This window comes from Mycobacterium shunyiense, assembly GCF_058270075.1.
Map to the genome: position 1 here is coordinate 298049 of NZ_JBZDPU010000008.1, position 24106 is coordinate 322154.

General features: G+C 66.2%; 20 protein-coding genes and 5 pseudogenes. 13 read left to right on the top strand and 12 right to left on the bottom strand.

The genetic code is table 11. The features are described from left to right. Positions 1-12 precede the first annotated feature (12 nt). The 3 genes from AC4ELH_RS08275 to AC4ELH_RS08285 all read right to left on the bottom strand — a co-directional run bounded on the left by AC4ELH_RS08275 (position 13) and on the right by AC4ELH_RS08285 (position 2855). Complete coding sequence (locus tag AC4ELH_RS08275) at positions 13-414, bottom strand: nitroreductase family deazaflavin-dependent oxidoreductase (RefSeq protein ID WP_498883893.1); 402 nt, start codon at positions 412-414, stop codon at positions 13-15. 122 nt (positions 415-536) lie between these two features. Next, positions 537-1619 carry an NAD-dependent epimerase/dehydratase family protein gene (locus tag AC4ELH_RS08280; protein WP_498883895.1) on the bottom strand — a complete coding sequence of 361 codons (1083 nt, stop codon included), beginning with the start codon at positions 1617-1619 and terminating at the stop codon, positions 537-539. Between the two features lie 72 nt (positions 1620-1691). Beyond that, positions 1692-2855, bottom strand: coding sequence for an epoxide hydrolase family protein (locus AC4ELH_RS08285; RefSeq protein WP_498883897.1), 1164 nt, complete (start codon positions 2853-2855; stop codon positions 1692-1694). A gap of 645 nt (positions 2856-3500) precedes the next feature. Between AC4ELH_RS08285 and AC4ELH_RS08290 the strand changes: the two genes are divergently transcribed. From AC4ELH_RS08290 to AC4ELH_RS08300, 3 genes and pseudogenes are all read left to right on the top strand, one after another. Next, positions 3501-4178: an SDR family NAD(P)-dependent oxidoreductase gene (locus AC4ELH_RS08290; RefSeq protein ID WP_498883899.1), complete on the top strand. Its 678-nt coding sequence runs from the start codon at positions 3501-3503 to the stop codon at positions 4176-4178. A 131-nt stretch (positions 4179-4309) separates the two neighbouring features. Then, positions 4310-4772: pseudogene (locus AC4ELH_RS08295) on the top strand (SRPBCC family protein). Between the two features lie 473 nt (positions 4773-5245). Further along, a complete protein-coding gene (locus AC4ELH_RS08300; RefSeq protein ID WP_498883901.1) occupies positions 5246-5806 on the top strand; it encodes an ERG2 family protein in 561 nt (186 codons plus the stop codon). A gap of 463 nt (positions 5807-6269) precedes the next feature. Here AC4ELH_RS08300 and AC4ELH_RS08305 read toward each other — a convergent pair. Further along, positions 6270-6814: pseudogene (locus AC4ELH_RS08305) on the bottom strand (AMP-binding enzyme); the annotation flags it as partial. 440 nt (positions 6815-7254) lie between these two features. Here AC4ELH_RS08305 and AC4ELH_RS08310 point away from each other — a divergent pair. From AC4ELH_RS08310 to AC4ELH_RS08320, 3 genes and pseudogenes are all read left to right on the top strand, one after another. Continuing rightward, positions 7255-7945, top strand: a pseudogene (locus tag AC4ELH_RS08310) (TetR/AcrR family transcriptional regulator). Between the two features lie 116 nt (positions 7946-8061). After that, positions 8062-9183 (top strand): aromatic ring-hydroxylating oxygenase subunit alpha, encoded by a 1122-nt coding sequence (locus AC4ELH_RS08315; RefSeq protein ID WP_498883903.1) that lies wholly within the window; start codon positions 8062-8064, stop codon positions 9181-9183. Positions 9184-9332: 149 nt separating this feature from the next. Next, positions 9333-10250: an alpha/beta fold hydrolase gene (locus AC4ELH_RS08320; protein ID WP_498883905.1), complete on the top strand. Its 918-nt coding sequence runs from the start codon at positions 9333-9335 to the stop codon at positions 10248-10250. Between the two features lie 20 nt (positions 10251-10270). On the opposite strand, the gene AC4ELH_RS08325 is transcribed toward AC4ELH_RS08320, so the two are convergent. Then, entirely contained in the window at positions 10271-11197 is a 927-nt protein-coding gene (locus tag AC4ELH_RS08325) for an SAM-dependent methyltransferase (protein ID WP_498883906.1), read from the bottom strand. 115 nt (positions 11198-11312) lie between these two features. Between AC4ELH_RS08325 and AC4ELH_RS08330 the strand changes: the two genes are divergently transcribed. From AC4ELH_RS08330 to AC4ELH_RS08340, 3 genes and pseudogenes are all read left to right on the top strand, one after another. Then, positions 11313-13103: an N-acyl-D-amino-acid deacylase family protein gene (locus AC4ELH_RS08330; RefSeq protein ID WP_498883908.1), complete on the top strand. Its 1791-nt coding sequence runs from the start codon at positions 11313-11315 to the stop codon at positions 13101-13103. A gap of 100 nt (positions 13104-13203) precedes the next feature. Next, positions 13204-14076 (top strand): diaminopimelate epimerase, encoded by an 873-nt coding sequence (locus AC4ELH_RS08335; protein WP_498883910.1) that lies wholly within the window; start codon positions 13204-13206, stop codon positions 14074-14076. Positions 14077-14078: 2 nt separating this feature from the next. After that, positions 14079-14363 (top strand): annotated as a pseudogene (locus tag AC4ELH_RS08340) (2Fe-2S iron-sulfur cluster-binding protein); the annotation flags it as partial. Between the two features lie 60 nt (positions 14364-14423). Here the strand turns inward: AC4ELH_RS08340 and AC4ELH_RS08345 are convergent. From AC4ELH_RS08345 to AC4ELH_RS08360, 4 genes are all read right to left on the bottom strand, one after another. Next, positions 14424-15344 (bottom strand): metal-dependent hydrolase, encoded by a 921-nt coding sequence (locus tag AC4ELH_RS08345; protein WP_498883912.1) that lies wholly within the window; start codon positions 15342-15344, stop codon positions 14424-14426. A 144-nt stretch (positions 15345-15488) separates the two neighbouring features. Beyond that, a complete protein-coding gene (locus AC4ELH_RS08350; protein ID WP_498883913.1) occupies positions 15489-16415 on the bottom strand; it encodes an alpha/beta hydrolase in 927 nt (308 codons plus the stop codon). A 16-nt stretch (positions 16416-16431) separates the two neighbouring features. After that, complete coding sequence (locus AC4ELH_RS08355; protein WP_498883915.1) at positions 16432-17202, bottom strand: glucose 1-dehydrogenase; 771 nt, start codon at positions 17200-17202, stop codon at positions 16432-16434. A 20-nt stretch (positions 17203-17222) separates the two neighbouring features. Beyond that, entirely contained in the window at positions 17223-19193 is a 1971-nt protein-coding gene (locus tag AC4ELH_RS08360; RefSeq protein ID WP_498883917.1) for a flavin-containing monooxygenase, read from the bottom strand. A 177-nt stretch (positions 19194-19370) separates the two neighbouring features. Here AC4ELH_RS08360 and AC4ELH_RS08365 point away from each other — a divergent pair, with 177 nt between their 5' ends. From AC4ELH_RS08365 to AC4ELH_RS08380, 4 genes and pseudogenes are all read left to right on the top strand, one after another. Beyond that, positions 19371-20297 carry an alpha/beta hydrolase gene (locus AC4ELH_RS08365; protein WP_498883919.1) on the top strand — a complete coding sequence of 309 codons (927 nt, stop codon included), beginning with the start codon at positions 19371-19373 and terminating at the stop codon, positions 20295-20297. A gap of 114 nt (positions 20298-20411) precedes the next feature. Continuing rightward, positions 20412-20501: pseudogene (locus AC4ELH_RS08370) on the top strand (nuclear transport factor 2 family protein); the annotation flags it as partial. Between the two features lie 88 nt (positions 20502-20589). After that, positions 20590-20793 (top strand): nuclear transport factor 2 family protein, encoded by a 204-nt coding sequence (locus AC4ELH_RS08375; protein WP_498883921.1) that lies wholly within the window; start codon positions 20590-20592, stop codon positions 20791-20793. 85 nt (positions 20794-20878) lie between these two features. Continuing rightward, complete coding sequence (locus AC4ELH_RS08380) at positions 20879-21538, top strand: TetR/AcrR family transcriptional regulator (RefSeq protein ID WP_498884112.1); 660 nt, start codon at positions 20879-20881, stop codon at positions 21536-21538. 23 nt (positions 21539-21561) lie between these two features. Here the strand turns inward: AC4ELH_RS08380 and AC4ELH_RS08385 are convergent, their stop codons facing one another. From AC4ELH_RS08385 to AC4ELH_RS08395, 3 genes are all read right to left on the bottom strand, one after another. Further along, a complete protein-coding gene (locus AC4ELH_RS08385; protein ID WP_498884114.1) occupies positions 21562-22068 on the bottom strand; it encodes a hypothetical protein in 507 nt (168 codons plus the stop codon). Next, on the bottom strand, positions 21962-23134 hold the full coding sequence (locus AC4ELH_RS08390; RefSeq protein ID WP_498883923.1) for a phosphotransferase: 1173 nt from the start codon (positions 23132-23134) through the stop codon (positions 21962-21964). Before AC4ELH_RS08390 ends, AC4ELH_RS08385 begins: the two co-directional genes overlap by 107 nt. A 102-nt stretch (positions 23135-23236) precedes the next feature. Continuing rightward, positions 23237-24046, bottom strand: a complete 810-nt coding sequence (locus AC4ELH_RS08395; protein WP_498883925.1) for an NAD(P)/FAD-dependent oxidoreductase — start codon at positions 24044-24046, stop codon at positions 23237-23239. Positions 24047-24106 lie beyond the last annotated feature (60 nt).

Genomic DNA, 24106 nt, shown 5'->3' on the forward strand with positions numbered 1-24106 from the left:
TGGCCAGATCGGTTAGCGCCCCGCCGCGGCGGGCTCCTTGGTGAGCAGGATCGCCGACTCGTTGTAGGGAAACAGGCGGTAGAAGAATCGGTTACTGGGGATGACGAGTTCGGCGCCTTCTGCCTTGCTCAGCAGTCGGGGTTGTCCGACGGGGACGGCCTGGCCGCGGAGTCGCACGGTGGTGGGTCCACCGGCCAACACGTTTTTGGCCCAGTTGGTTTCGGGGCCGTAGCCCATCAGGATGATAAATCCGTCAGCGGTCTTAAAGATGTTCAAGGGGGTCTCGTAGCTTTTGCCTGACGTGCGTCCGACGTGACCCAGGACACCCATGGTGGGGAAGAAGCGGGCCAGCGGACGCATCAGGCGGTTGGTGATCCGCCGGTTAAACCGGGCGGCGGCGCGGGATACGCGCATGACATCCTCTTTCCTGTCTCCGGGTTCGACGCCGGATCGGTACGGGGCTGTGCGAGCGGAACGGACCTTTGGCTAGAAGTAGACGAAGCGTGGACGGTGAGTGAGATGTGGCGTCGCCGTCGCTAGACGTCCCTCAGCGCATTCTGCTGCAGGGCGAAATCGCCGGGGTCCCAACGCTTCGCGACGGCGCCGCGGACGTCGGCGTACTTACCAGGCCACTGGCGGTACGGTGCCTTGCGCGATAGGTACCACCGTGCGCCGGGGGCGACGGTGCGCAGCACGTGGTACCGCATCCCTGCGTTACGCTTGATTTCGTCGAGCATGTCCGGCCAGGTGTGGTGCTGAAACTCGAGTGCCTGTTGGGCGCGTTCGGTGTCCATCCAGTCGGTGGTGAACCAGTTATCGGTGCTGGTCGGGTCGCCGATGCGGCCGCGGGGGATTCCATTGACCAGACCGAGGGCGGCGGCGATGGACGGTCCGAGTTCGCCTTGGGTGATTCGGTGTGTGCGGTCGTCGCCGCCGATCATCAAGATCTCGCCGATCACGTCGGCGTCGACGGCGGCTGTGAACGCGGCGGCGACGTCGCGGACGTCGACGGTTTGGATGCGGTTGTCGACCGGCAGCATGCCCTCGAATGCCAGGTGGTCGGCGCTGAAGGGGAAGGTGGTGGTCGACATGACGCCGCCGAGTCGTAGCACCACCCAGTCGAGTCTGCAGGAACGCACGAGGGTCTCGGCTTGGGCTTTGTGTGCTCCGTAGAGGTCGGTGGGTTTCAGTGGGGTGTCGGGCCCCAGCAGGTCGGTGCAGGTGTGGGGGTTGCGGCTGCCGTGGACTGCGACGCTGGATGCATGGATGAATCGAGGCCGGGTGGGCAGTTTTTCGGCTGTGGTAACGAGGTAGCCGGTGGCGTCGACGTTGACGCGATGCGCGAGCGCGGGCTCAGCGAGGCATCCGGGTGGGATGATCGCGGCGAGGTGGATGATCACGTCGGGGCGCACTCGCTCGAGCAGTGCGCTCACATTGCGGGGCTTGGTGAGGTCACACCACCGCACCTCGACGAATTCGGGCAGTCGCGCGGCGGCCTTGCGGTGTGCGGGTAGGTCCAGGTCGCTGGCCACAACGCGATGGCCGCACACGTGCAAACGGTTAACTGCTGCGGATCCGACCAGCCCGAAAGCTCCGGTGACGAGCACGGTTTTCGTCACGTCAGGATCTGCTTTCGGTCGGTGGAGCACGGTGGGCGGCTGTCGAGGTCTGTGGCGCAGTGTGTTTCGCTGTCACAGCGTCATCGTCTGCAGGCAGGTGCGTATGTCGTGGGCCAGTGCGGTGGGTTGCTCAACGGCGGCGAAGCGGCCGCCGCGCGGTAGCTCGTTGAAGAACCGCAAATCGGTGAAACGTTTCTCGGCCCAGGCTCTGGTCGTGCGCACCACCTCCTTGGGGGACTGGGTGATGCCGCTGGGCACATTCACGGGTTCGAAGTTGATGTCATTGAAGCTCTCCCAGTACAACCGTCCCGAGGAGCCCCCGGTCGCGGTCAGCCAGTAGAGCATGACGTTGTCGAGCAGCTCGTCGCGGCTGGCGATGTTCTCGGGATGTCCGTCGCATTCGGTCCACCCGTGGAACTTCTCCACGATCCACGCGGCCTGGAATGCTGGTGAGTCGGCGAGACCGTAGCTCAGTGTCTGGGGTCGCGACGCTTGAATGGCGGAATACCCATTCTCCCAACGCAGGTAGTGCGTCAGTCCGGCCATTACTGATGCTTCGTCCTCGGCTGGCGGATCGCCGGGCTCAGGCATCGTCATGGCCAGGTTGACATGGATACCGGCGACCCGGTCAGGGTGGCGTTGGCCCAGCGCGGTGGTGATCATCGCGCCCCAGTCGCCTCCCTGCGCGAAGAAACGGTCGTATCCAAGCCGTGCCATCAGGCTCGCCCAGGTGTCGGCTATAGCATCGATGCCCCATCCGGTGCGGGTTGGTCGTTCGCTGAAACCGTAACCGGGCAAGGACGGGGCGATGACGTGGAACGCGTCGGCGGCGTCTCCGCCGAACTGTGTGGGGTCGGTCAGCATGGGAATGATCTTCTGGAATTCGACGATCGAGCCGGGCCAGCCGTGACTGATGATCAGGGGCCGCGCTTGTGGATGTGGGGACCGCGCGTGGATGAAGTGAATCACCAAATCCGATATCCGGGTGCGGAACTGGGCATGCTCGTTGAGTAGCGCTTCACGAGCCCGCCAGTCGTAGACGTCACGCCAGTACGCACACAGCTCCTGCAGATAGGCCAGCGGAATGCCCTGACTCCAGTCGTCCACGCTCTCACGGTCGGGCCACCGGGTCGTGCGCAGTCGATTCCGCAGATCGACCAGCGACTCCTCAGGCACGTCGATCCGAAACGGCACCACCACGGTGCCATGCGGGGCGACCGCAGCCCTCGTCGTCATTCGAACCTCCCCCGCAAGCGTTTCACTCCCGTGCGAGCACTTCTCACTCAGCCGGCTCACCGCATTACCTCGGGTCCCGCGCGGTCCCGCAACCGCGACCCAGGCCCGCGCCATACGTAATCAAGATAGCGTATGGCGAGTAGCGTGGAAACAAGCCGCGGCGGGCGGCAGAAATGGGAACTCCCGATGATGATGGCCGCGTCGAGAGGTGCGACGCCGCTGTCGATGGCGGGCGCTAGGACTGCTAACAGGCGGTCGGCCCACACTTCGCTTTGACACAACGGACTATCGACTATGTATGGTCAATGCGCTATGCGTCGGAACCCCGCCCATTCGATGGGGCTCGGCACCAGCTGAAGGAGAGGCTCAATGGAACATGATGGCATCCAGCTGAATCACACCGGTTCGCGGCGGACCCATGCGACGAGCACGGACAGTGGGGGACATTGCACGGTTGGCGGTTCGGGTGTCCCGCGATGACTGGGACGCCCACCGATGACCTCGTCGTCATGGTGACGGGGGCCAGCCGCGGGCTGGCGCGGGGTTTCGGCGCCGCAGGAGCCACGGTCTTCGTGACCGGTCACGTCGGGCGAACTCGACGCTGCAGTCGAGGAGGTCGAGTCCAGCGGCGGACACGGTATCGCCGTGCCATGCGACCACTCCAACGATGAACAGGTGCGAGTGCTCTTCGAACAGGTCGCCGATCGACGCGGGAAGTTGGACATTCTCGTCAACAACGCCACCGCCGTCGATCAGTTGGCGCTCGCCTCGCCGGGCGGATTCTGGGAGAAGCCGCTGCACCTCGTCGACATGATCGACGTGGGTCTGCGGTCGAGCTACGTAGCGTCGTACTACGCAGCACTTCTTATGGTGCAGGCCGGCGGAGGGCTGATCGCCAACATCTCCTTCTACGGTGCCGTCACGACGTTCCACGGCCCCGCGTACGGCGCGTCGAAAGCCGGCACCGACAAGATGACGGTGGATATGGCCGTCGACCTTGCCCCGCACGGTGTCGCCGTTGTGTCGTTGTGGCCCGGCTTCATCCTGACCGACTTCATCAAGCAGGTGCCCGAAGAGCTTCTCCCCGAGAACATTCGCGACAATCTGCCGAACTGGGAACATCATGAGTTCAGCGCATCCGTCCTGACGGCCCTCTACGCTGATCCCGAGCTCACCTGGATGTCCGGATGCACGCTCATCGCCGCCGAACTCGGTCGCCGATACGGGATCACCGACTTCGACGGCAAGACGCCGATCGACTACAGAGCCTCGATGGGCTCGCCGGTGTTCGACTACCCGACGCGGTCACCAGCCGTCGGCTAAAACGACGGTCTCCGCGGACGACGGCGGAAACCGGGGCCGTCGTCATTGCGCAACGGTATCCAAGCCCCGCCGTTCTGGCGTTTGGCGCCGGTAGTCATTCGCTTAGCGACACTACGACACCTGGAGGACACATGACGGGCCGGAAATACTCGTTCGAGGTCAACTGCAGAACACACGCTGTGCCCAGCATCTTGTTCGAACTGGAACAGACGGAGCGCGCTGGTCCGCATGGGCCAAACCCATAGTCGTCCAATCCAGTTGGTCCAAAACCGGGATCCCCTCGCCCGGTGGGATCGGCGCCGTGCGCAAAGTGGGCATGTGGCCGCTGTTCATGCACGAGCAGACGGTGGACTACGAGCAGGACCGCAGACACGCCTACACGCTGATATCCTCGTGGACCCCGGCAGCCAACTACCACGGAGAGCTGACCCTCACTCCGAACGGCCACGGCGGAACCGATGTGAACTGGAGGGGCCAGTTCACCGAAGCTATCCCCGGAACGGGTCCGTTCATGCGGATTCTCCTGCGCTGGCGATCCGCGCGATATCAGCACGGCTGGTGAGAGCCGCGGAGCGTGGTCATACTCGAACCTGACCACCGCCCAGTCGACAACGGTCGCCGTGTCGTAACACGGACGCTCCGAGAGGGGTCGTTGTACCGAGCGGGTAGACGGGGCCGTCGAGAGTCATCGCAGATCGCGTTGCGGTAAGCGCCGAGAACCGTTCCACTCCACGCGGCTCCCCAGCCAAACCTGCGACAGGACTGTCAAACATCTTGGCATGAGATGCATTTCGTGCCCACTAGCACGCATTGACCACCGCGAGTCGGTATCTGACACCGTTCTTCACGGGGATATCACCGTCACGGTCGCCGCCAGCGGTCGGCGAGGGACCGACGCGGTGGGGCGCCTCGACGGCAGCGCAGAATCCTGCTCGCTTCTGTCCGATCTTGTGACCGGGTAAGTGTGTCGCGGCGACGGCTCACACTCGCACCGGGCCCCGGTCAACGCAATAGCGCCACCGTGAGCCAATGACCATACGCAAAATATTTACTGTATGGTGGCGGTTATGAGCGTGGTCTTCGACACCGAACATTTGCACGCGATCGCCAAGAGCGCCGCGGGCGCCGAGTCGCGCTCAGCAGCCTTCGACCAGATCGTCACCGATCTCAAGCAGCACTACGACCGTCACATCCGCGACGACGTGCCGTGGCTTTTCAACAACGCCGGCGGGGCGATGGGGCAGCTGAAGCTTCTGCACGCGTCGCTGTCGGAGTACCTCATCCTGTTCGGCAGCCCGATCGGGACCGAGGGCCACTCGGGCCGCTACGCCGCCGAGGTCTGGGATTTCGTCATCGACGGCGACGTCTGGTGCTACGAGGAGGGCGAGTTCGACCGTCGCACTTACGGGCCGGGCGACGTGGCGTACCTGGGCGGCGGCAAGGTCAAGGGCTACGCGATCCCCGACGGTGCGTACATGTTGGAGTACGCGCGCGGCTCGATCCCGTCGATGCTGGCGTTCGGAGTCGCCGACTCGATCTTCAGCACGGTAGACGCCCCCGCCGTTGCCAAGACGGCGTGGTTCTACGGGAAGCTGGCGGCCGGCGAGCTGCGCAGAGGTAAATTCTGAACGCCGTAGGCCGACGGAGGTCACGGCCAGGCCCGACGATGACGAACACATGTTGCCGCTGGCCCCGGCGACCCCCGCTGACGGGCTGCGCTTAACCGGTTCGGTACGACCGCCCTTCCATCGGCACGGTGCGCCATCCAGATCCTGACGTCGCCTCCACTCCCTAATGACGTTGGATCAACGTCAACCAGCGCGCCATCGGCTCCGTCGACATAGCGATCACCGCGGTGAGCCTCACCAACCGCGTTAAGGACAGCAAGACCTACCGCCGCCGCCCGCCTCGCCGACACGGGCGGCCGACCCGGCGGCAGCGCAGAGAGTCTGAGTCTCTCCGGGATTCGCTGTCGCCGTCACCGCCGAACTGGGCCAAGCCTACGAGTCCGCGGCACCGCAGCGGTCGTCGTTCTGCTGGACGCCGTGCCTGCCGGCGCTGCCACAGGCCCTGGGCGCCGCCGAGCGCCGATCAGGTGTCGACGCTCGCGGCGGCGACCTCCTTGGCCCACCGGTAGTCGGCCTTCCCAGCGGGGACCGCCGCACGTCGGCAACCCGCACGAATTCCTTCGGCAGCTTGTACCGGGCCACGTGGCTGCTGCAGACGTCGCGCAGGTCGGCATCGCTGGGGTCGGCGCCGTCGACGAGCTGCACAATCGCCACGACCTCCTGGCCCCAGCGTGGGGACGGCCGCCCGACGACGACGACGTCGTACACATCAGGATGCGCGGCCACGGCACGCTCGACTTCCTCGGCGAAAATCTTCTCGCCGCCGGAATTCACTGTGACGGAGTCCCGCCCCAGCAGCTCTACGCGGCCGTCGGGAAGGCATCGGGCCCGGTCGCCGGGCACCGACCAGCGGACGCCGTCGACAACGGGGAAGGTGCGTGCGGTCTTGTCCTCGTCGAATAGGTAGCCCAGGGGGATGAGGTCGCGACGGGCCAGCCAGCCCGTCCCGTCGCCCGGTACGAGCACCCGGTCGAGGTTTTCGGCGACCAGACCGGTCTCCGCTCCCGGGGCGAGCGACCCCAATCGATAGACCATCCGTTTTACTGATAATGTATTGCCATGGGGTCAGTGCACGCGCGACGGCTCGAAGGCGGGTCGCGCATGCAGACAACCGGACACCGCCGAACTACGCCCAACCGCGTAACCGGCGCACACCCGCCGACTCTCAAATGGCCTCACCATCGGACGCCCGAGGAATCGACCCCCCGCGTCGCACCGGCGTCCCGCGGATGACCTGGGGCGGCGGGCGGCCGTCGCAACGCAGGCGTACTCGCCGGCCTTCTCGTGGGGATCTCTGACCGTGGGAACGACATGACCGACGCCGCAACGGGGACGTGTAGCGAGGGGTCGTGGAACTTTCGCGAAGTCGGTCACGCGGCTGCGCGCTGCCCGACCGGGTGCGCGGGGAGCTGGCGGCGTGATCGACAGACGGAAAGGAGGCGGGTCGGGTGGTTCGTAGTCGCGGATGGTCGGGCAACGCACCGGCGTCGGACGACGAGGCGGTCGCGCGGATCCTCGACGCGGCCGACGCGATCGTCGCCAAACGCGGATCGGCGATGCGCATCGCTGACGTGGCGCGCTCGCTGGGGGTGACGCGTCAAACAGTGTACCGGTACTTTCCCGGCAGTGACGCTCTGCTGCTGGCGATTGCGCTACGGTCCGGGGACGGTTTCCTGGACCGTCTTACCGGCCGTGTCGCGGGGATGTCCGATCCGGTCGAGGCCATGGTCGAGGGGGGTGGCCTTCGCCATCGAGCACCTAGCCGACAATCAGCGGATCGCGATCCTGCTGGCCGGGCCTCAGCGCGACGGAGGAGCCGCGACGCTGACATCGGAGACGGCGATGGCTTTCGGTCGCTCGCTTATTCACCGGTTCGACGTCGATTGGAAGGCGCACGGATTCGACGCGCAAGGCAGGGACGAGCTTTGCGAGTTCGGTCTGCGGCTGCTGTATTCGTTCCTCGTCGATCCCGGTCCGTTGGCGCGCGATCCGGATGCTCTGCGCGCGTTTCTGGCGCGGTGGATCGGCCCGGCGATGGTGTACCCGCGTATGGCGAGCGCACTCGGCGCACTAGACGGTGTGACACATCTGCGCAGTCGAGGCGATTCGGCGTTGCGGCCACGAGACGCGTGCGGGTGAACGAACCCGTGTGCGCTCCCGAAAGCCGCCGCATACCCAGGGGGATCGATGCGGCGCCGAAAAGCCGTCCGCGACCCCCTGATCCAGTAACCCCACCACCAACCTGAAGGATCAGCATGAAGCGCGACGATGTCATCGACTACACCCGGCGGGTGTTCAAGTGCACCGCCGATAACACTCTGGAGACCACCGAACACCCCCGGTCCTACCCGGCGAGCATGTTCACCGATCGTGAGTACCTCGACGTGGAGCGCCGGCGGTTGTTCGCCGACACCCCGCACGTCGTCGGGTTCATCGGTCAGGTGACGCGGCCCGGTGCGTACTTCACGTGCGACGTGGCCGGCGTTCCCGTGCTGGTGGTTCGGGGTCACGACGGCGAACTGAGGGCGTTTCTGAACGCGTGTTCACACCGTGGTGCCAGCGTCGCGCAGGGAGCCGGCTGTAGCCGGCGCTTCACCTGTGGGTATCACTCCTGGTCGTACGACAGTTCGGGGCGCTTGGTGAGTCTGCCCGGCAAGTCGATGTTCGCGGGGATGGATTTGGACGGGCTGGGGCTCACGCCGCTCCCGGCCAGCGTGGAGGCGGGATTGATCGTGGTCGGCCTGCACAGCGCAGTGACGACGGCCGGTGCGCTCGAGTCGCTGAATGAGGCCTTGTCCGAGGAACGGTTCGGGGATGTCGTGCCCATAGCCGAGACCACCGTGCGCGTCGCTGCCAATTGGAAGCTGGCTGTGGACATCAACTTCGAGGGCTATCACTTCCCGGTCGTACATACCGACTCACTGAACCCGATGGTCACCAACCATTCGCCGTTCGACGTGTTCGGCAGACACTGCCGGTGGGCGTTTCCGATGCGGACCATCGACGAGCTGGTGGGGCAGGCCGAGGCCGACTGGCCGGCGGACTTCCTGGGCACGGTGGTCTTTTTCCTCTACCCCAGCTGCGTGCTGGTGGACGCATTCGGCACGCAGCAGCTGATTCGGATCTACCCTGGTGCGCACCCCGGCGAATCGATCGTGAACATCGCCTACTCGACGACGCTGAACCCGAGCGAGGAGGAGAAGGCGAACCATCGGGCGAGCTTCGAGTTCGTCAAGAATTTGCTGTTGCAGGAGGACGTTCCGATGGCTGAACAGTGTCAGCGAGGTCTGGATGGCGGGCGCGATCGCATCGTCGTCGGCCGCAACGAACCGCTGCTGCAGCATCTGCACGACGCGTGGATCGCCGGCGTGGCATAGCCGAATCCGTTGTGTCTCAGTGTCGGTCAACGGGCCGATGCCGTCTTCGCGATCGATCACCGAGGGACTCGCTACCCGGAATCGCCGCAACGTCGTGCCGCCACCACTTTCCGCCACATGACAGATCGCCGATGATGTATGGTCATTTTGTGGTCGCCGAACTCACCGCCAGCACAGAGTTGCTGGACCTCGAACTGCCGCACATCACGCTCAAGGCCCTCGCGTGGGGCCCGCGGGACGGCCGGCTGGCGCTGCTGCTGCACGGATATCCGGACAGCGCGTACAGCTGGCGTTTCCTCGGACCGATGCTCGCCGCCGAGGGGTACCGCGTGGTGGCGCCGTTCACCCGCGGTTACCATCCGTCGCCGCTACCGGTCGACGGCGACTACCACGTCGGGGCGCTGATGCACGACGTGCTGGCGATACACGCCTACCTCGGTGCCCCCGAGGCCGCCGTGCTCATTGGTCATGACTGGGGCGCGTGGACCACTAATGCGCTTGCGGCGTACCCGAAGTCGCCGTTCGCCGCGCACATCGCCATGGCAATGCCACCGATTGCGGCCGTCGCCGCCGGTAGCGGCGGCCCCCTTCGCCGGCTCGCGCTGGTGCTACGCCAACTGCACCGCAGCTGGTACGTCATATTCCAGCAGCTGCCCTGGTTGCCCGAACGAGTCCTGCACCGGGTGATCCCCCGGCTCTGGAAGGACTGGTCACCGAGGTCGGCCGACGTCCGCAGCGACGTCGTCATCACGCTCTCGGCTGTTCCCACGGTGGCGCATCGGGCCGCCGCGGTCGGCTACTACCGGGCCAACTTCCGTCCGCCGCGTCCGTCGCCGGCCTACGCCGACTTGCACCGCTACTACCGCGAACTGCCGTGCCACCCGATCATGCTGATGTACGGCGACGAGGACGGCGCCGTACTGGGGGAGTACTTCCGCGACGCGGAGTCGGCGCTGCCGGCGCACAGCCGCCTGCAGATGATCCGGGGCGGTGGTCACTTCCTGCAGGTCGACACACCGGCGCCGGTGTTCGACGCGATCGTCGACTACCTCGACTCGCGGCCCTGAAACGGCGGGCCGTCCGGCTCTCAGCGTCCGGCCCGCACGAACACGGAGCTGATCAGACCGTCACGCAGGTCGGCGCGAACCGGACGTCCGTAGCCCGCCATCATGTCCGCAGCCTCAACGGCCGCAGCGGACCAATCCCGTTCAGACAGCCAGTCCGCCACGTCGGGGTGGGGTTCGAGATAGAACAGCTCGCGGGTGCTCGCCATTTGGCCGCCGACCACGGCGGGTGCATGACCCACCACCCCCGCTGCGCTGCGCCCGGTGTCAGCCGGATCGTAGAAGCGATCGTCGAAAGCTTCGACGGCGATGAGGCTGCCCGGGGCACTGAGGTCGTCGATGAAGTCGAAGAGGACGTTCTGATCGACCGCCGAGATGTAGGGCAACAATCCCTCCACGATCCACATCGTGGGATCGGCGCGTCGAAAACCACTATCCATCAGTTGATTACGCCAATCATGGCGTAAATCAACACCCACCCCGACATATGTTGCGGTCGGCTCCACCCCGTTGGCGCGCAGTACTCGACGCTTGAACGCCAGCACATCGGGCCGATCCAGTTCGAACACCGTCGATCCGGCCGGCCAGTCGAGGCGAAACGCTCGGGCGTCCAGCCCGGCAGCGACAATCACGGTCTGAGCCACACCGGTTCGCGCGCCCTCGATGAGGAAGTCGTCGAAGAACCGCGTGCGCACCGAGGTGTAGTCGGCCATGGCCCGCAGTCGGTCGAGCGCCAGCGGGTCCGCCGCGGTGAATTCTTCGAGAAGATGCTCGGTGAAGGGAGGGCTCCAGCCGTCCTCGATCGCCGCTGTCACGAGCAGCTGCGCGCAGTGATCAGTGAATAGCGGTGTCTGCGAGTGTGTTTCGGCCATCCGTCCCATCGCCACCTGAATCGCGGTTTGACCCACGCTCTCGGTGACGCTCCAGGTGTCGTCGTTCGCCCGTGCCATGCGGCACCTCGCTTCCGGTTCGCTGGCCGCGCCCTCCGCGGCCAGACTAGACGTTTTATAACAAACGTATGCTCGAAACGTTGACACCGGCATCGATCGACGGTTTCATGGATGCATGGCATACACAGCGATCATCCGGAACTGCCGCTGGTTCGACGGCACCGGTGCGCCGTCGGCCGTGCGCGACCTTGGCATCCGGGACGGCCATCTGGTGTCGGTGAGCGCGGACCCGTTGGACGCCACGGGATGCCACACCGTGATCGACGGCACCGGCAAATGGGTCATCCCCGGCATGATCGACATCCACACCCACTACGACGTGGAGGTGTTCGACGGCCCGGCGCTGGCCGAGTCGCTGCGCCACGGCGTGACATCGGTCGCGCTGGGTTCGTGCTCGTTGTCGGCCGTGCACGTCGAAGCCGAGGCCGCCGGCGACCTGTTCGGTCGCGTCGAGGCGATCCCGCGTGCGAGCGTCATCGATGCGGTCGCCCGGCACAAGAACTGGACGAACGCCCGCGAATACGTGCAGGCGCTGGAGTCCCGTCCCTTGGGGGCCAATCTCATGTCGCTGATCGGCCACTCGGACATGCGGGTTGCGGCGATGGGCATCGACCGTGCGACGCGTAGCGACGTGCAACCCACCGCGGCTGAGCGCAAGCAAATGGAGCAGTGGCTCGCGGAGGCCCTCGACGAGGGCTTCATCGGTCTGTCATCACAGGCGCTGAAGTTCGACCGGCTCGACGGCACCGAATGCCGTTCGCGCACACTGCCGTCCACCTACGCCGGTATCAGGGAGTTGCGCCGCCTGAAGACGATCGTGCGCAAGCGAGGGCGGGTGCTGCAGTCGGGTCCCGATATTCAGAACCCGTTGAATATCGTCTCCCAGATGCTGCAGTCGCTGGGCATCTTTCGCAAGAGCCTCAAGACCACGCTGCTCGCCGCCGCGGACATGAAGTCGAACCCGTTGTCCGCCTACATCATGCGACCTCCGGCGATGGCCATCAACAAGCTCGGCGGCGACTTCCGCTGGCAGCATCTGCCCGTTCCGTTCCAGGTGTACGCCGATGGCATCGACTTCGTGGTATTCGAAGAGTTCGGCGCCGGCATGCTCGCCCAACACGTCCAGGACTCCCCGGAACGTGACCAGATGATGCGCGACGAGGCCTACCGGGCACGCTTCCGCAAGGAGTACGACAGCAAGCTGGGTACCAAGGCGTGGCACCGCGACTTCTTCGACGCCGAGATCGTCTCCTGCCCCGACGAGTCCGTGGTCGGCAAGACGATCGGTCAGGTCGGCACCGAGCGCGGCGGATTGCATCCGGTCGACGCGTTCCTCGATCTGGTGCTCGCACACGGTAAGGCGCTGCGCTGGCGCACCACGATCTCAAATCACCGGCCCGAGATCCTCAAGCGGTTCGCGGTCGATCCCACCGTGCAGATGGGCTTCTCCGACGCCGGGGCGCACCTGCGCAACATGGCGTTCTACAACTACGGACTGCGGATGCTGCGCAGCGTTCGCGACGCGGAGCGCGCGGGGCGGCCGTACATGAGCATCGAGCAGGCTGTTCACCGGCTCACCGGCGACTTGGGCGACTGGTACGACATCGACGCCGGGCACCTTCGCGAGGGTGACCGCGCCGATCTCGTCGTCATCGACCCGGAGCGGCTCGATGACACCCTGGAGGGATACCACGAGGCCGTCATCGACCACTTCGACGGCCTCTCGCGCATGGTGAACCGCAACGACGACACGATCGTGGCGGTGATGGTCAGCGGTCGCCTCGTCGTCGAGAACGGACAACCGACCGACATCGTCGGGCGGGAACGGACCGGCCGGTTCCTGCGCGCCGGCCAGACGGCGGCGGCCGTGCCCCCGCCCAAGCAGCAACTGAGCGCCGTCGGCTGACACCCCGCACGAGGGGTCCGCGCACCCGCGTCGCGACGCCCGCTGGGCCCAGCGGGCGTGTGCGGCCGTCGACCGGACGCGAATCCGAGGAGAGAGTGGCGTGGAGTTCGCCAAGATGCACGAGGCGCGGAACGACTTCGTCGTCCTGCTGGACATGCCGGCCAGGCACGATCTCCAGCCGGGCGCGGTCGCCACGGTGTGCGACGGGCCCAGCGGTGTGGGCGCCGGTGGACTCGTGCGTGTCACCGTCGCCGGATCGGCGCGTGAGGCCGGACTGTTCGACGTGTTGCCCGACGGTGTGACCGAGGACGACTGGTTCCTCGACGTTCGCGCCGCATCCGGCGCGCGGGATATCGCTCCTGTCAACGGGTTCCGCGCTGCGGCGCACTACCTGTGGGCGACCGGACTCGAGCGACGGGGCACCTTCGTCGTGGGTTCGCTGGCCGGGGCGCGTCTGGTCACCGTGCACTGTGCGGTGGGCCATCGCGCCGAGGTGACCGTGAGGCATCCGGCGCCGTCGCTCGTCGGCCGCGGAACGGTCACCCTCGGTGGGCGCGACGTCGACGGCTGGCTGCTCGACATCGGTTCGGGCCATCTCGCCTGCCTGCACCCGGCCGGCGGGACAGAGCCGCTCCCCGAACCGGATCCGCGCGTGATGGTCCGCACGGCCATCCTGGGCGCCGCGGACGCCGACCTCACGGTGCTCGCCGCATCCAGCGGCGAGATCATCCGGGCCCGGACACACCGGGGCGGGTTCGGCGAGGTGCGTTCCGATACAGGCGGGGCGATCGCCGCCGCCGCGGTGGCGATCGATCAGGGCGGGCGAGAGGGCGCAACGGTTCTCGTCGAGTATCCCGGCGGTTGGATCACCGTCGGAGCCGGCGACGTCGACTACGACGTGCGCGGCGCCTCGACGCTGGTCGCTCGTGGGGACCTGTGCCGAGACTGGTGGCGCGCGCAGGTGATGGCGTGACCGATTCCGACGCTCCGGCGACGGTCGTCGTCACGCTGGACGGCCGGACCCGCGAACTTCCGTGGCCGCGGGGTGTTCGACTGTTGGACGTACTGCTCGACGCCGGTCTGGACGCGCCGTCGTTCTGCCGCGAGGGACACTGCGGGGCGTGTGCGGTGACCAAGCAGGCCGGGGAGGTCGAGATGGTGGTCAACGACGTGCTGGATGCGACCGAACTCGACGAGGGCTTCATCCTGGCGTGTCAGTCCACTCCCCGTTCGGATCTGGTCCGGATCACCTACGATTAGTGTCCTGACCCGCGCGTGTGCGGTCGAGCCCACCCCTCGAAGGATCGACCTCCCAGGTCGTCAGGCGGGCACGTCCGCGCTGTACCAGCGCACCACGCTCTTGGGCTGCTGCCGGTACCGTTCGACCCACACCCCGGCCAATTCCGGAAGGTTCTCGTGCGCCGGATCATGCCTGGGGCCTTGGGATTTCACCAATCCCTTCAGCATCGTGAAGACCTCCCGCTTGGGAATGCCCGCGTAGGTGCCCTGGTCGGGTCGCTGGAGCTGGCGTGTGGCCTTGTGCAGCTTGCGGTACTCGGTGAAGCTGAAGCCGGCCGGGATGAGGCGGCCGATGTCACCGCCGTCGGCGGCGGGTACGTGTTCGCGGACGCCGTTGGCGATGATCGCGGTGATCTCTCCGAGATGTCGTATCACGTCCATGATCGTCCGCAGACGGTACGCGTAGCTGCCGTACACGGCGTTGTACACGGCCAGCGCCGAGCTGCGGTGCTCGATCTCCTCGACCAGGTGCCAGAGGAACAGCGAGGCGACGCGCTCGTCGGCGGGCTCGAACAGCAGGTCGTCGTGGTCGAGGAAGACCTTGAACCAGGGGGTGAAGGTGTTCTCGATAATGGCGGTGTAGGCCAGCCGCCACTGCAGCGACTTGGTGTCGGTCAGCCGCTGGAACGAGGCCATGACCCGGTCGTTGGTCTCCTCCAGGCCCGGCCACCGGCGACTGAGCGCTTTGATGTGGCGGACGTGCGCGGACGAGTGCTGAGCCTCCTGGCGCAGATAAAGGTTGGCTTCCTCGACGTCGGCGGGGTCGGTCATCAACGGGATCGCCTCACGCGTCGCCTCGACGATGAAGGTCTCGAAGCCGGGCGCGAAGAAGGTGATGGTGTTGCACAGCATCGCGAACGAGGGGCGTTCGGGATGCCAGTTGAACGGGATGTCGTCGCCGCCGAGGTCGAAACGCACGCGCCGCACCGTGAGGTCGCTCATCCGGATGTTTCCTTTCGACGATGCGGAGCGGCTGCTTCGACGGCGCCCGCCCGACGGGGCCATGACAAGACGGATTCTAACATATGTATGCCCTTTTGTGTTGGTCCATGGCCGTTGGACGGTTGCCTCCGACGCGCCGGGCGCTCAGCTCATCGAGGCGAGTGTGTGTTGGAGGAAATGGATTTGGCTGGCCTGGAACGCCGCCGAGATCGTCGCGGTGGGTGCCAACTGGTCGAAGATATGAAAGGCGCCCGCCACGAACTCCTCGTGGACGTCGACGCCCGCGTCGCGCAGACGCCGGGCGTAGTCGACGCATTCCCGGTAAAACAGGTCCAGCGTGCCCACGCCGATCCAGGCCGGCGGCAACCCCGTCAGGTCCGTGCGCCTCGCGGGTACCGCTTTGCCGAGTTCCGCCCCGTTCAGATACCACGCCCAGGCGAGCTGATTGTCCCGTTCGTTCCAGATGAGGCGCTGGCGCCCGTCGGGTTGCGCCCCGGTCCTGTCGTCGAGCTGGGGGTAGACGAGCAGTTGCGCCGCGGGTCGCACCTCGCCGCGGTCGTGTGCGCGCTGAGCCAGCGCGGCCGCGAAATGTCCACCGGCGCTGGCGCCGCCGACCGCGATGCGAGCGGGGTCGACCCAGCGTTGGCGGGCCAGCCACGTCAGGGCCGCGTAGCAGTCTTCGACGGGGATCGGGTAGGGATGCTCGGGTGCGAGCCGATGTTCGACAGAGGCCACCGCGATCGCGCACAGATGCGCCATTGTGCGGCAGTACTTGTCGTCTTGAGCGGCCGTGCCCATGATCGTGCCGCCGCCGTGGATCCACAGCAGGGCTGGGGCGCTGTCAAGCAGGCCGGTCGGCCGGTGCAGGCGTACCGTGACGTCGGCGCTCACCGGGGTTTCGACAACGTCGGCCAGTGCGGCCGCTGCGCCGAGAGCGTTCATCAGGCGTCGCTGAACCCGGTAGCCGCGGTGCAGCGCGTATGTGCGGGGCAGTACTCGCGCGAGGCGCCGCAGTTCGGGAGCGAGCGCCCGTGTCGCGGTGAAGGCGTCTGGTGGGTAGCGCGCGTCCATTCGCCGTGGGTTCCTCTCAGGCGGGGGCGGGTGCGTCGACCGACGAGAAATCCTTGTGCCCCAGACCGGCGGTGACGCCGCCGTCGACCACGAACTCCGACCCGGTGGAGTAGCTCGACTCGTCGCTGGCCAGGTACACCACCAGCCGCGAGACCTCCTCCGGTTCGGCGGCGCGTCCCAGCGCGGTCTGGAAGATGTCCTCCGGCAGGCCCTCGATCATGGGTGTCCTGATCAATCCGGGATGGATTGAGTTGACGCGGATACCGGCGGGTCCCAATTCCAGGGCCGCGGACTTCGTGAGTCCGCGCACGCCGAACTTCGACGCGGTATAGCCGTGGCTGGCCATCGTGCCGGCGAGCCCTTCAATGGAGGACACATTGATGATGGAGCCGCCGCCATGCTCTTTCATCGGCGCGACAACGGCCCGGATGCCGAGGAAGACGCCGGTCAGATTGACGTCGATGATGCACTTCCAGTCGGCGACCGCGTAGTCCTCGAAGAACCCGAAGTTGAGGATGCCCGCGTTGTTGACCAGCACGTCGAGATGGCCGAATCGCGTGAGCGTTTCGGCGACCGCGGTGTCCCACTGGTCGGGTTCAGTGACGTCAAGGTGAACGTAGTGACCGGCCTCACCGAGTGCGGCGGCGACCTCGTGCCCCACGTCGTCGAGCACGTCGGCGAGCACCACGCGGGCGCCCTGCTCGACGATGGCCCGTGCGTGGGCGGCGCCCATGCCCCGAGCGGCGCCGCTGATGAGAGCGACCTTGCCAGTGAGTCGGTCGGTCATCGTGGAGTTCCTCTTCTCGCTCAGTAGTGCAACTGGTAGTCGGCGGGGTCGGCTCGTCGGGTCCAGTTCCAGTAGTCGAAGATGCGCCAGCCGAAGAGGGTGGGGACGTCGCCGGTGGAGTTCTTGTAGTAGCTGCTGGATACGGCGGGGTGGGTGTACACCATGGTCTTGAGCCTGTCCTGGTTGCGGCGGTTGTAGTCCGCGCAGACCTCGGCGCGGACCTCCGCGGCGGTGGCGCCGGAGGCTAGGGTCATGTCGATGCAGGCCATGATGTAGCGCATCTGGCATTCGGAGTTGTAGATGATGCTGGCGCCGTTGACGGCGTTGGTCGCCGGACCGTACAACAGGTACAGGTTCGGGAATCCGGGGACGGTGACGCCGAGGTGGGCGTAGGCGCAGTCACCCCACGCCTCGTTGAGGGCGATGCCGTCACGGCCGTGAATGTCGATCGGTCCGAGTTGGTGGTTGACGTCGAAGCCGGTGGCCCACACCAGCACCTCGGCGGGGCGGTGTACGCCGTCGACGGTGCGGATTCCGTCGGCGGTGATCTCGGCGATGCGGTCGGTGACCAGTTCGACGTCGTCGCGTTGCAGGGTGAGCAGCCAGGTGCCGTTGTCCTGCAGCATGCGCTTACCCATGGGCGGGTACGGGGGGATGACCTTGGCCAGCAAATCCTCGTCGGTGGTGAAGGCGCGCATCCAGGCGATGAAGAGTTCGCGGATCTCGTGGTTGGCCGCGCTGACCGACAGGCCGCCGTTGTCCCACTGCGGATCGATCACCACCTTATCGGCGGCGCCGTCGACGATCGGCCACCAGGAGATGAAGCGCAGCCAACGGCCGTAGTAGGGCAGATGCCGGATGGCCCACCGCGCACCCTCGCCGACCGACGCGTGATAGCTCGGGTTGGGGGCCATCCACTGCGGGGTGCGCTGATAGACATCGACGTGGGCAGTGCGCTCGGCGATCGCGGGGACCAACTGGAATCCGGTCGCGCCGGCACCCAGCACGGCGACACGTTTCCCGGTCAGGTCGACGTCGTCGCGCCAACCGGTGGTGTGAAACGCCGGGCCGGCGAAGGTGTCGGCGCCCTTGACCTCAGGGATCACCGGGTTGCTGAACTGCCCGACGGCGCAGATCAATCCGCGCGCGGTCAGTGTGTCGACGGTGCCGTCGGCGTGGCGGGTCCGCACGGTCCAGGTCGCGGTGCGTTCCTCCCAGGTGGCGGCGGTGACTGTGGTGTCGAAGCGGGCATGGGCGCGGATGCCATGCCGATCGGCGACATCGTTGAGGTAGCGCAGGATCTCGTCGCGCTCGGAGTAGTGGTGGGTCCAGTGGTCGGTCGGTTCGAAAGAGTAGGCGTAGTACTGGTTGGGGATGTCGACGCGCAGGCCGGGGTAGCGGTTGGCCAGCCAGGTCCCGCCTACTCCGCTCTGGCGTTCGACAATCGTGAAGGGGATACCGGCCTCCTGCAGTTTGATGCCTCCGAGCAGGCCACCCTCGCCGCAGCCGATGATGACCACGGGGAAGGCGGCACGCTGCTCGACGCTCGACTCCAGGACCGGACCGAGCTGGTCGTCGACCGAGATCCGTACGTCGGCCGCGATGTAGTCGACGTACTCTTCGGCGACGTCACCGGCGCTCAGAACCTGCAGCATCCTGCGGAGTTCGGCTCCATCGGGGACGAACGCCGGCGGGCAGCCGCGCTCGCGGTAGTCGCGGATCACCTCGAACGCCCGCTGCCGCACGGTCTGCTTGTCCGGTTCGCTCATACCGCCCTGAAGATCCATCGCGATCAGCGCGTAAGGCGAGGGGAGCTCGTCGAGCAGCGTGAGGTCGCCGGTCATGTGCACCATCGACATCAGCAGCGCCGGAACGCTGGCCTCGTCCACCGCCGCGCGGATCACCTCATCAGCGTCGTCGAACGGTAGACCCAGCAGCCGGGCATCGTGGTGCTGGCCGGAGGTGGCATCGGTGGCTGAGGAGATCGACATTCCGCCACCATACATTCATTAGGTTTAGTATGGTCAAGGGATTGGTGAGAGTTTCGTGCCGCTCCGACCATCCGTTGCCGGCGAGGTGTCTCACGGCGGATAGCTGCAAGCGAGACAGAAAGACAAGCGAGACAGAAAGATACGCAGAATGAATCACGTCTTAGCGGGGGTCCGCTGATGGGCGCACTGGATTACCGCAACGTCGACCCAGAACTCCGCACCATCGCCCGACTCCTGCCTACTACCTACGCGATGCACCGCGGCGTGAAGGCACAACGCGCGATGATGACCGCCCTTGGCCGGGTCGCCCGGCTGCGCGACACCGAGGTGGCCATGATCGACGAGAACGTACGTCTGCGCATCCGCCGTCCGCACAACCAGCAGGGCCCGCATCCCGCATTGCTGTGGATCCACGGCGGCGGAACGGTGATGGGAACCGCGGAGCAGGAGGACAAGCCACTGCGCACGCTGGTCAACTTCACCGACGTCGCGGTGGCCTCGGTGACGCACCGACTAGCACCCGAGCATCCCTATCCCACGCCGCTCGAAGACATCTACACCGCGCTGCTGTGGCTCGCACGACAGCCGTGGGTGGACCCAACACGGATCGGAGTTGGCGGCGTGAGCGCGGGCGGCGGATTCGCCGCCGCATTATCACAATTGGTCTGTGACAGAGGGGATGTGAAGATCGCACTGCAGGTCATGGTTCATCCGATGCTCGATGACCGCAGCGGCGACCTCGGTGACTATCGGTCGTATCCGCTGTGGTCTGCGCGCGACAACGCGATCGCCTGGGGTCACTACCTCGCGGGCGCCGACCCCGACTTCGCGGTACCAGCCCGGCGGGCCGACCTCACCGGGCTCGCGCCGGCGTGGATCGGAATCGGCACGGTGGATCTCTTTTACCCCGAGTGTGTTCACTACGCCCAGCGGCTCCGCGACGCCGGTGTGCCTGTACACCTCGAGATCGCCGAAGGCGGTTTCCACGTCTTCGACATGCTGGCACCCAAAAGCGCACTGGCGCAACGGTTCTTCGCCAGTCAGGTGCGCGCCATCCGCGCGGCGTTGGTGGACCACCCGACAACCGCTCCGAAGGGTTCGTAACCCGTGCCGGTAGCCGGATTCGATTGGCGGACAACACGAACCGGGGACAACGACAATCGGAACGCTCCTTTGAGCGATGTTCGGCCAGACGATCAGCGGTCCTTCGAGACGACGATGTCCGATTACGCGTGCGCCGTGGACACCGGGGATTGGGACCTCTACCGTTCGCTGTTCACCGAGGCCGCGCACCTCGACTACCCGTCGACACCCTTCGGCATCGAAGGAACGGTGGACGAGGCCGTCTCCTGGCCGGGGTCGCAATCTCGCGGTTCTACCGTTGACCATGCACTACGTGACCGACGTCGTCGCCGACGTGAACGGCGACACCGCTACGGTAAAGGCACAGTTCTACAGTCCGATGCGACTGCCGGGATTCGCCGATCTCACCTTGCTCGGCAGGTATTACCATCACGATCTGGTCCACACCGGCACGGGTTGGCGCAGCGCCAGGTTGCGCGAGCAGAACGTGTGGGCGGTCAATCCACCCGTGCCGTGAGCGCCACGGCGGCGGGGCGGCACCCCGATATCCGGCGCGCTCGATATCATCGCTGGATGGCACACGCGCGAACGGCACGGTGATGGTGCGCAGTCACGGGTGGGCGGGAAACACTCCGTCGTCGGACGAGGAGGCAATCGCCCGCATCCTGGACGCGGCCGACGAGATCGTCGAGGAGCGCGGCGCGGCCATGCGGATCGCCGACGTCGCACGATCGCTCGGGGTGACCCGCCAAACGGTGTACCGCTACTTCCCCGGCACCGAAGCGTTGCTGCTGGCGATCGCCATGCAGTCCGGCGACGGATTCCTCGATCGCCTGGCCCGCCACGTGAAAGGCCGCACCGATCCCGTCGACGCCACGGTCGAGGGGATGGCGTTCGCCGTCGAGCACGTGATGGACGATGAACGCATCGGGTTCATGATCACCAAGCGCAACGGCGGGGTGTCGCTGACCTCCGATACGGCCCTGGCGTTCAGCCGCTCCATGCTGCACCGCTTCGACGTGGACTGGGAGGCGCACGGCTTCGACGACGCCGCGCTGGGGGAACTCGCAGAGTTCGGCCTGCGACTGCTCTACTCGTTCCTCGTCGACCACGGCGAAACACCGCGAGATCCCGACGAGCTGCGCCGTTTCCTGGCGCGCTGGGTGGGACCAGCCGTCATCTACCCACGCTTCGCGGGGGCACTCGGATCGCTCGAACGTGTCGCCGCGGCACCGCGCAAGCGCCGACGCACCGCATCGTAATCGCGCTGCGTATCGAGCGACGGTCAGCCGGCGAGCAGCAGGCCGGTAAAGCAACGTACGAGGTCATCCTCCGCACGCCGGCGACCGCGGCCGGTGGTCAGTTCGCCGCGCCGTTCGCAGTCCGCCATCAAGGCGAACATCGCCGTGCTCATCAAGCGGATCCGCCGATTCTGCGCTGCCCGTTCGGGTTCGGGCAGGTGGGCCCGCAGACGGCGTAGCAGTCGACCGACCGCCGGCCAGGTCGCAGTCGGCACCGCCTGCGATATGACGGGATGCACGCGGATCTGCTCGACGAAGCGCGCGTAGTGCGTCGCACCCTGCTCGAACGGCACCGCGAATGCGGGACCGACGACGACGTGCATGAGCCCGGACACGGTGTCCTCGGCGGGCCGGGTCGCGTCGAGCAGCAAGGCGCGGCGGGCTTCAATGGCGTCCATCCGGCGGGCGAGGGTGGCGCGAACCAGCTCGTCGTGGCCGCCGAAGTGGTAGATCACCGCAGAGTTGTTGCGCTGTCCGGCGTGAGCGGCGATCTCGCGCGCGCTGACGGCGGCGCCACGCTCGGCGATGAGCACCTCTGCGGCGTCCATCAATCGGGTCCGCGCCGGTACCGCCGGCTCCGCGTGAGGGGTCGATCTGGCTCCGCGGGTGCGCACTGCCACGTTCGTCATTGAAGCACAGGATGCGGATGCCGACGGCGATCAGAGGGTCGCGGTAGTAACCGATCAAGTCCTTCTCGTGCTCGCGACGGTCGCAGACAGACAGGCCGGTGGTCAGGATGTAGCTCACGTCGTGCATGCAGTAGCCCTGCGATGTCAGCTGCCAGTCGAGCAGCCCGCGCGCACCGCTCGGTAGCACGTAGGTGTTACCGATGTGGGCGTCGCCGTGTACCAGGGTTCGCGGCAGGGTGGCCTGATGGGCCTGGGCGAGGCCGACTTTGGCGAGCAGCGTCGCGGCGGTCTCGTCCACCGACTGGAGGAGTTCGCGTTTGAACTGCAGGGTATCGACCTGCCAGGCGACGACCATCGGGACGCCGGCCTGGTCGCTGAACAGATCGTGTAGTGGACCCTCGGTGTGCTTGTGCAGCCAGTCGAACTCACGGTCGCGCAGGCGCGGCGACTCCCAGTACTCGGCGTGCAGCCGAGCCAACTGGTCCAGCAGAATCATCATGTCGTCGGGGGTGGTCTGGCTCAGGACGGAGGGGAACTCGGCGTCGGCGGCGCGCAGGTCCTCCAACACCAGGGCGAACGCACTACCTGCCACGTCCCGGACGCCGCCCATGCACGTGGGCGTGTTTACCGGCAACTCGTCGCCCAGCCGGGTGTAGACGTTGACCTCGTTGTCGTACAACGGTAGGTCCCCGAAACCGGGTCGGGCGAACTTGATCGACAGCCGTACGGGCCAGTCGCAGGGGGCGTTGTCACCGTACTCGACGGTGATCGCCATATGCTGAGCGGTCGATACGACCTGTTGCCCGTGAATCGCGCTGTCCACCAGGTCAATACGGTTCACGACCGCATCGGGATACTTGGTTTGGATCAGCAGCTCGACAGTGCGGCGATCCATGCCCTCGGCGGTGAGGTCGTCGGAGTTGAGCATGTCCGAAAAATAAGTCGCTTGCTTTAATAATTCAAGCAGATGCCCCAATAACCCGGCCGCGGCCGCAGTCACGGAGTTCCGCCGGTGCGCCGCCTCGCTCGGCTACTCGAAGACGTAGTCGTCGAAGGACCTCCGTCCCAGGAACCGTCTTGTCTCGCTTAGTGTCTGCGGCCGGAAGTAAAGAATCTGGCCATGGCTATTCACGTAGTAGGTGTTGACTCCACGTGTCCGCCGGGATCCGTAGTAGAGGTGCAGTACCCGCGATCGGCGGTCGACGAGGTCGTTCCTCCGGTTGAAGGCGGTGCTACCCACTCGGACGATTTCTGCGCCGCGAGCCCGCGTCTGCTGGATGAGGCGGACGGCGTGCCCGGCCGTGAGATCGACGTAGTGTGGGCACGCCGACCCTTGGAAGCCGGCCGGCCCGACGAGCTCCCATCGATTGGGCAGTGCCGGATGTGCGGTCCCGCTGTATGCGCGCAATCCCTCGCGGTGATAACTGTCGGCCAGGTCGAAGCCGTCGATACCCATCAGGGTGTCGCGCCGATAGGTCTCGGGATCGGTCCACATCTCGTATCCGGTGGCCATCACGATGAGGTCGGCGGGGAAGTGCGCGCCGTCAGCGGTCCGGATACCGCTCTCGGTGACGCGCTCGATCGGGACGGTGACGAGCTGGGTGGCGGGGTGGTTGAACGACGTGAGGTATGTGTTGGTGAAGACCGGCCGTTTGCCGAAGATGCCGTACCGCGGTAGTAGGGCCCGGCGCACCCACGGATCGTCGACCTGTAACCGCAGTAGTCCGCGGTACAACAGGCGGCACACCGCGTCGACCGCGGACAGCGCAGCGCTGACCACGGTGTCCGGAAGCCGAGCGAGTACGTGGAACAACGGCATGAGCAGTGTCGCGTCGATCATCGCGCCACCCACGCTGTTGAGGCACTGACCCACACCGGGTGCCCGTAGAAATGCGGCGAG

Coding starts and splice junctions, on each gene's coding strand:
- AC4ELH_RS08275 (WP_498883893.1), bottom strand. CDS start 414: ATGCGCGTATCCCGCGCCGCCGCCCGGTTTAACCGGCGGATCACCAAC.
- AC4ELH_RS08285 (WP_498883897.1), bottom strand. CDS start 2,855: ATGACGACGAGGGCTGCGGTCGCCCCGCATGGCACCGTGGTGGTGCCG.
- AC4ELH_RS08300 (WP_498883901.1), top strand. CDS start 5,246: ATGAGCGTGGTCTTCGACACCGAACATTTGCACGCGATCGCCAAGAGC.
- AC4ELH_RS08315 (WP_498883903.1), top strand. CDS start 8,062: ATGAAGCGCGACGATGTCATCGACTACACCCGGCGGGTGTTCAAGTGC.
- AC4ELH_RS08325 (WP_498883906.1), bottom strand. CDS start 11,197: ATGGCACGGGCGAACGACGACACCTGGAGCGTCACCGAGAGCGTGGGT.
- AC4ELH_RS08330 (WP_498883908.1), top strand. CDS start 11,313: ATGGCATACACAGCGATCATCCGGAACTGCCGCTGGTTCGACGGCACC.
- AC4ELH_RS08345 (WP_498883912.1), bottom strand. CDS start 15,344: ATGAGCGACCTCACGGTGCGGCGCGTGCGTTTCGACCTCGGCGGCGAC.
- AC4ELH_RS08350 (WP_498883913.1), bottom strand. CDS start 16,415: ATGGACGCGCGCTACCCACCAGACGCCTTCACCGCGACACGGGCGCTC.
- AC4ELH_RS08355 (WP_498883915.1), bottom strand. CDS start 17,202: ATGACCGACCGACTCACTGGCAAGGTCGCTCTCATCAGCGGCGCCGCT.
- AC4ELH_RS08360 (WP_498883917.1), bottom strand. CDS start 19,193: ATGTCGATCTCCTCAGCCACCGATGCCACCTCCGGCCAGCACCACGAT.
- AC4ELH_RS08365 (WP_498883919.1), top strand. CDS start 19,371: ATGGGCGCACTGGATTACCGCAACGTCGACCCAGAACTCCGCACCATC.
- AC4ELH_RS08390 (WP_498883923.1), bottom strand. CDS start 23,134: ATGCTCAACTCCGACGACCTCACCGCCGAGGGCATGGATCGCCGCACT.
- AC4ELH_RS08395 (WP_498883925.1), bottom strand. CDS start 24,046: ATGATCGACGCGACACTGCTCATGCCGTTGTTCCACGTACTCGCTCGG.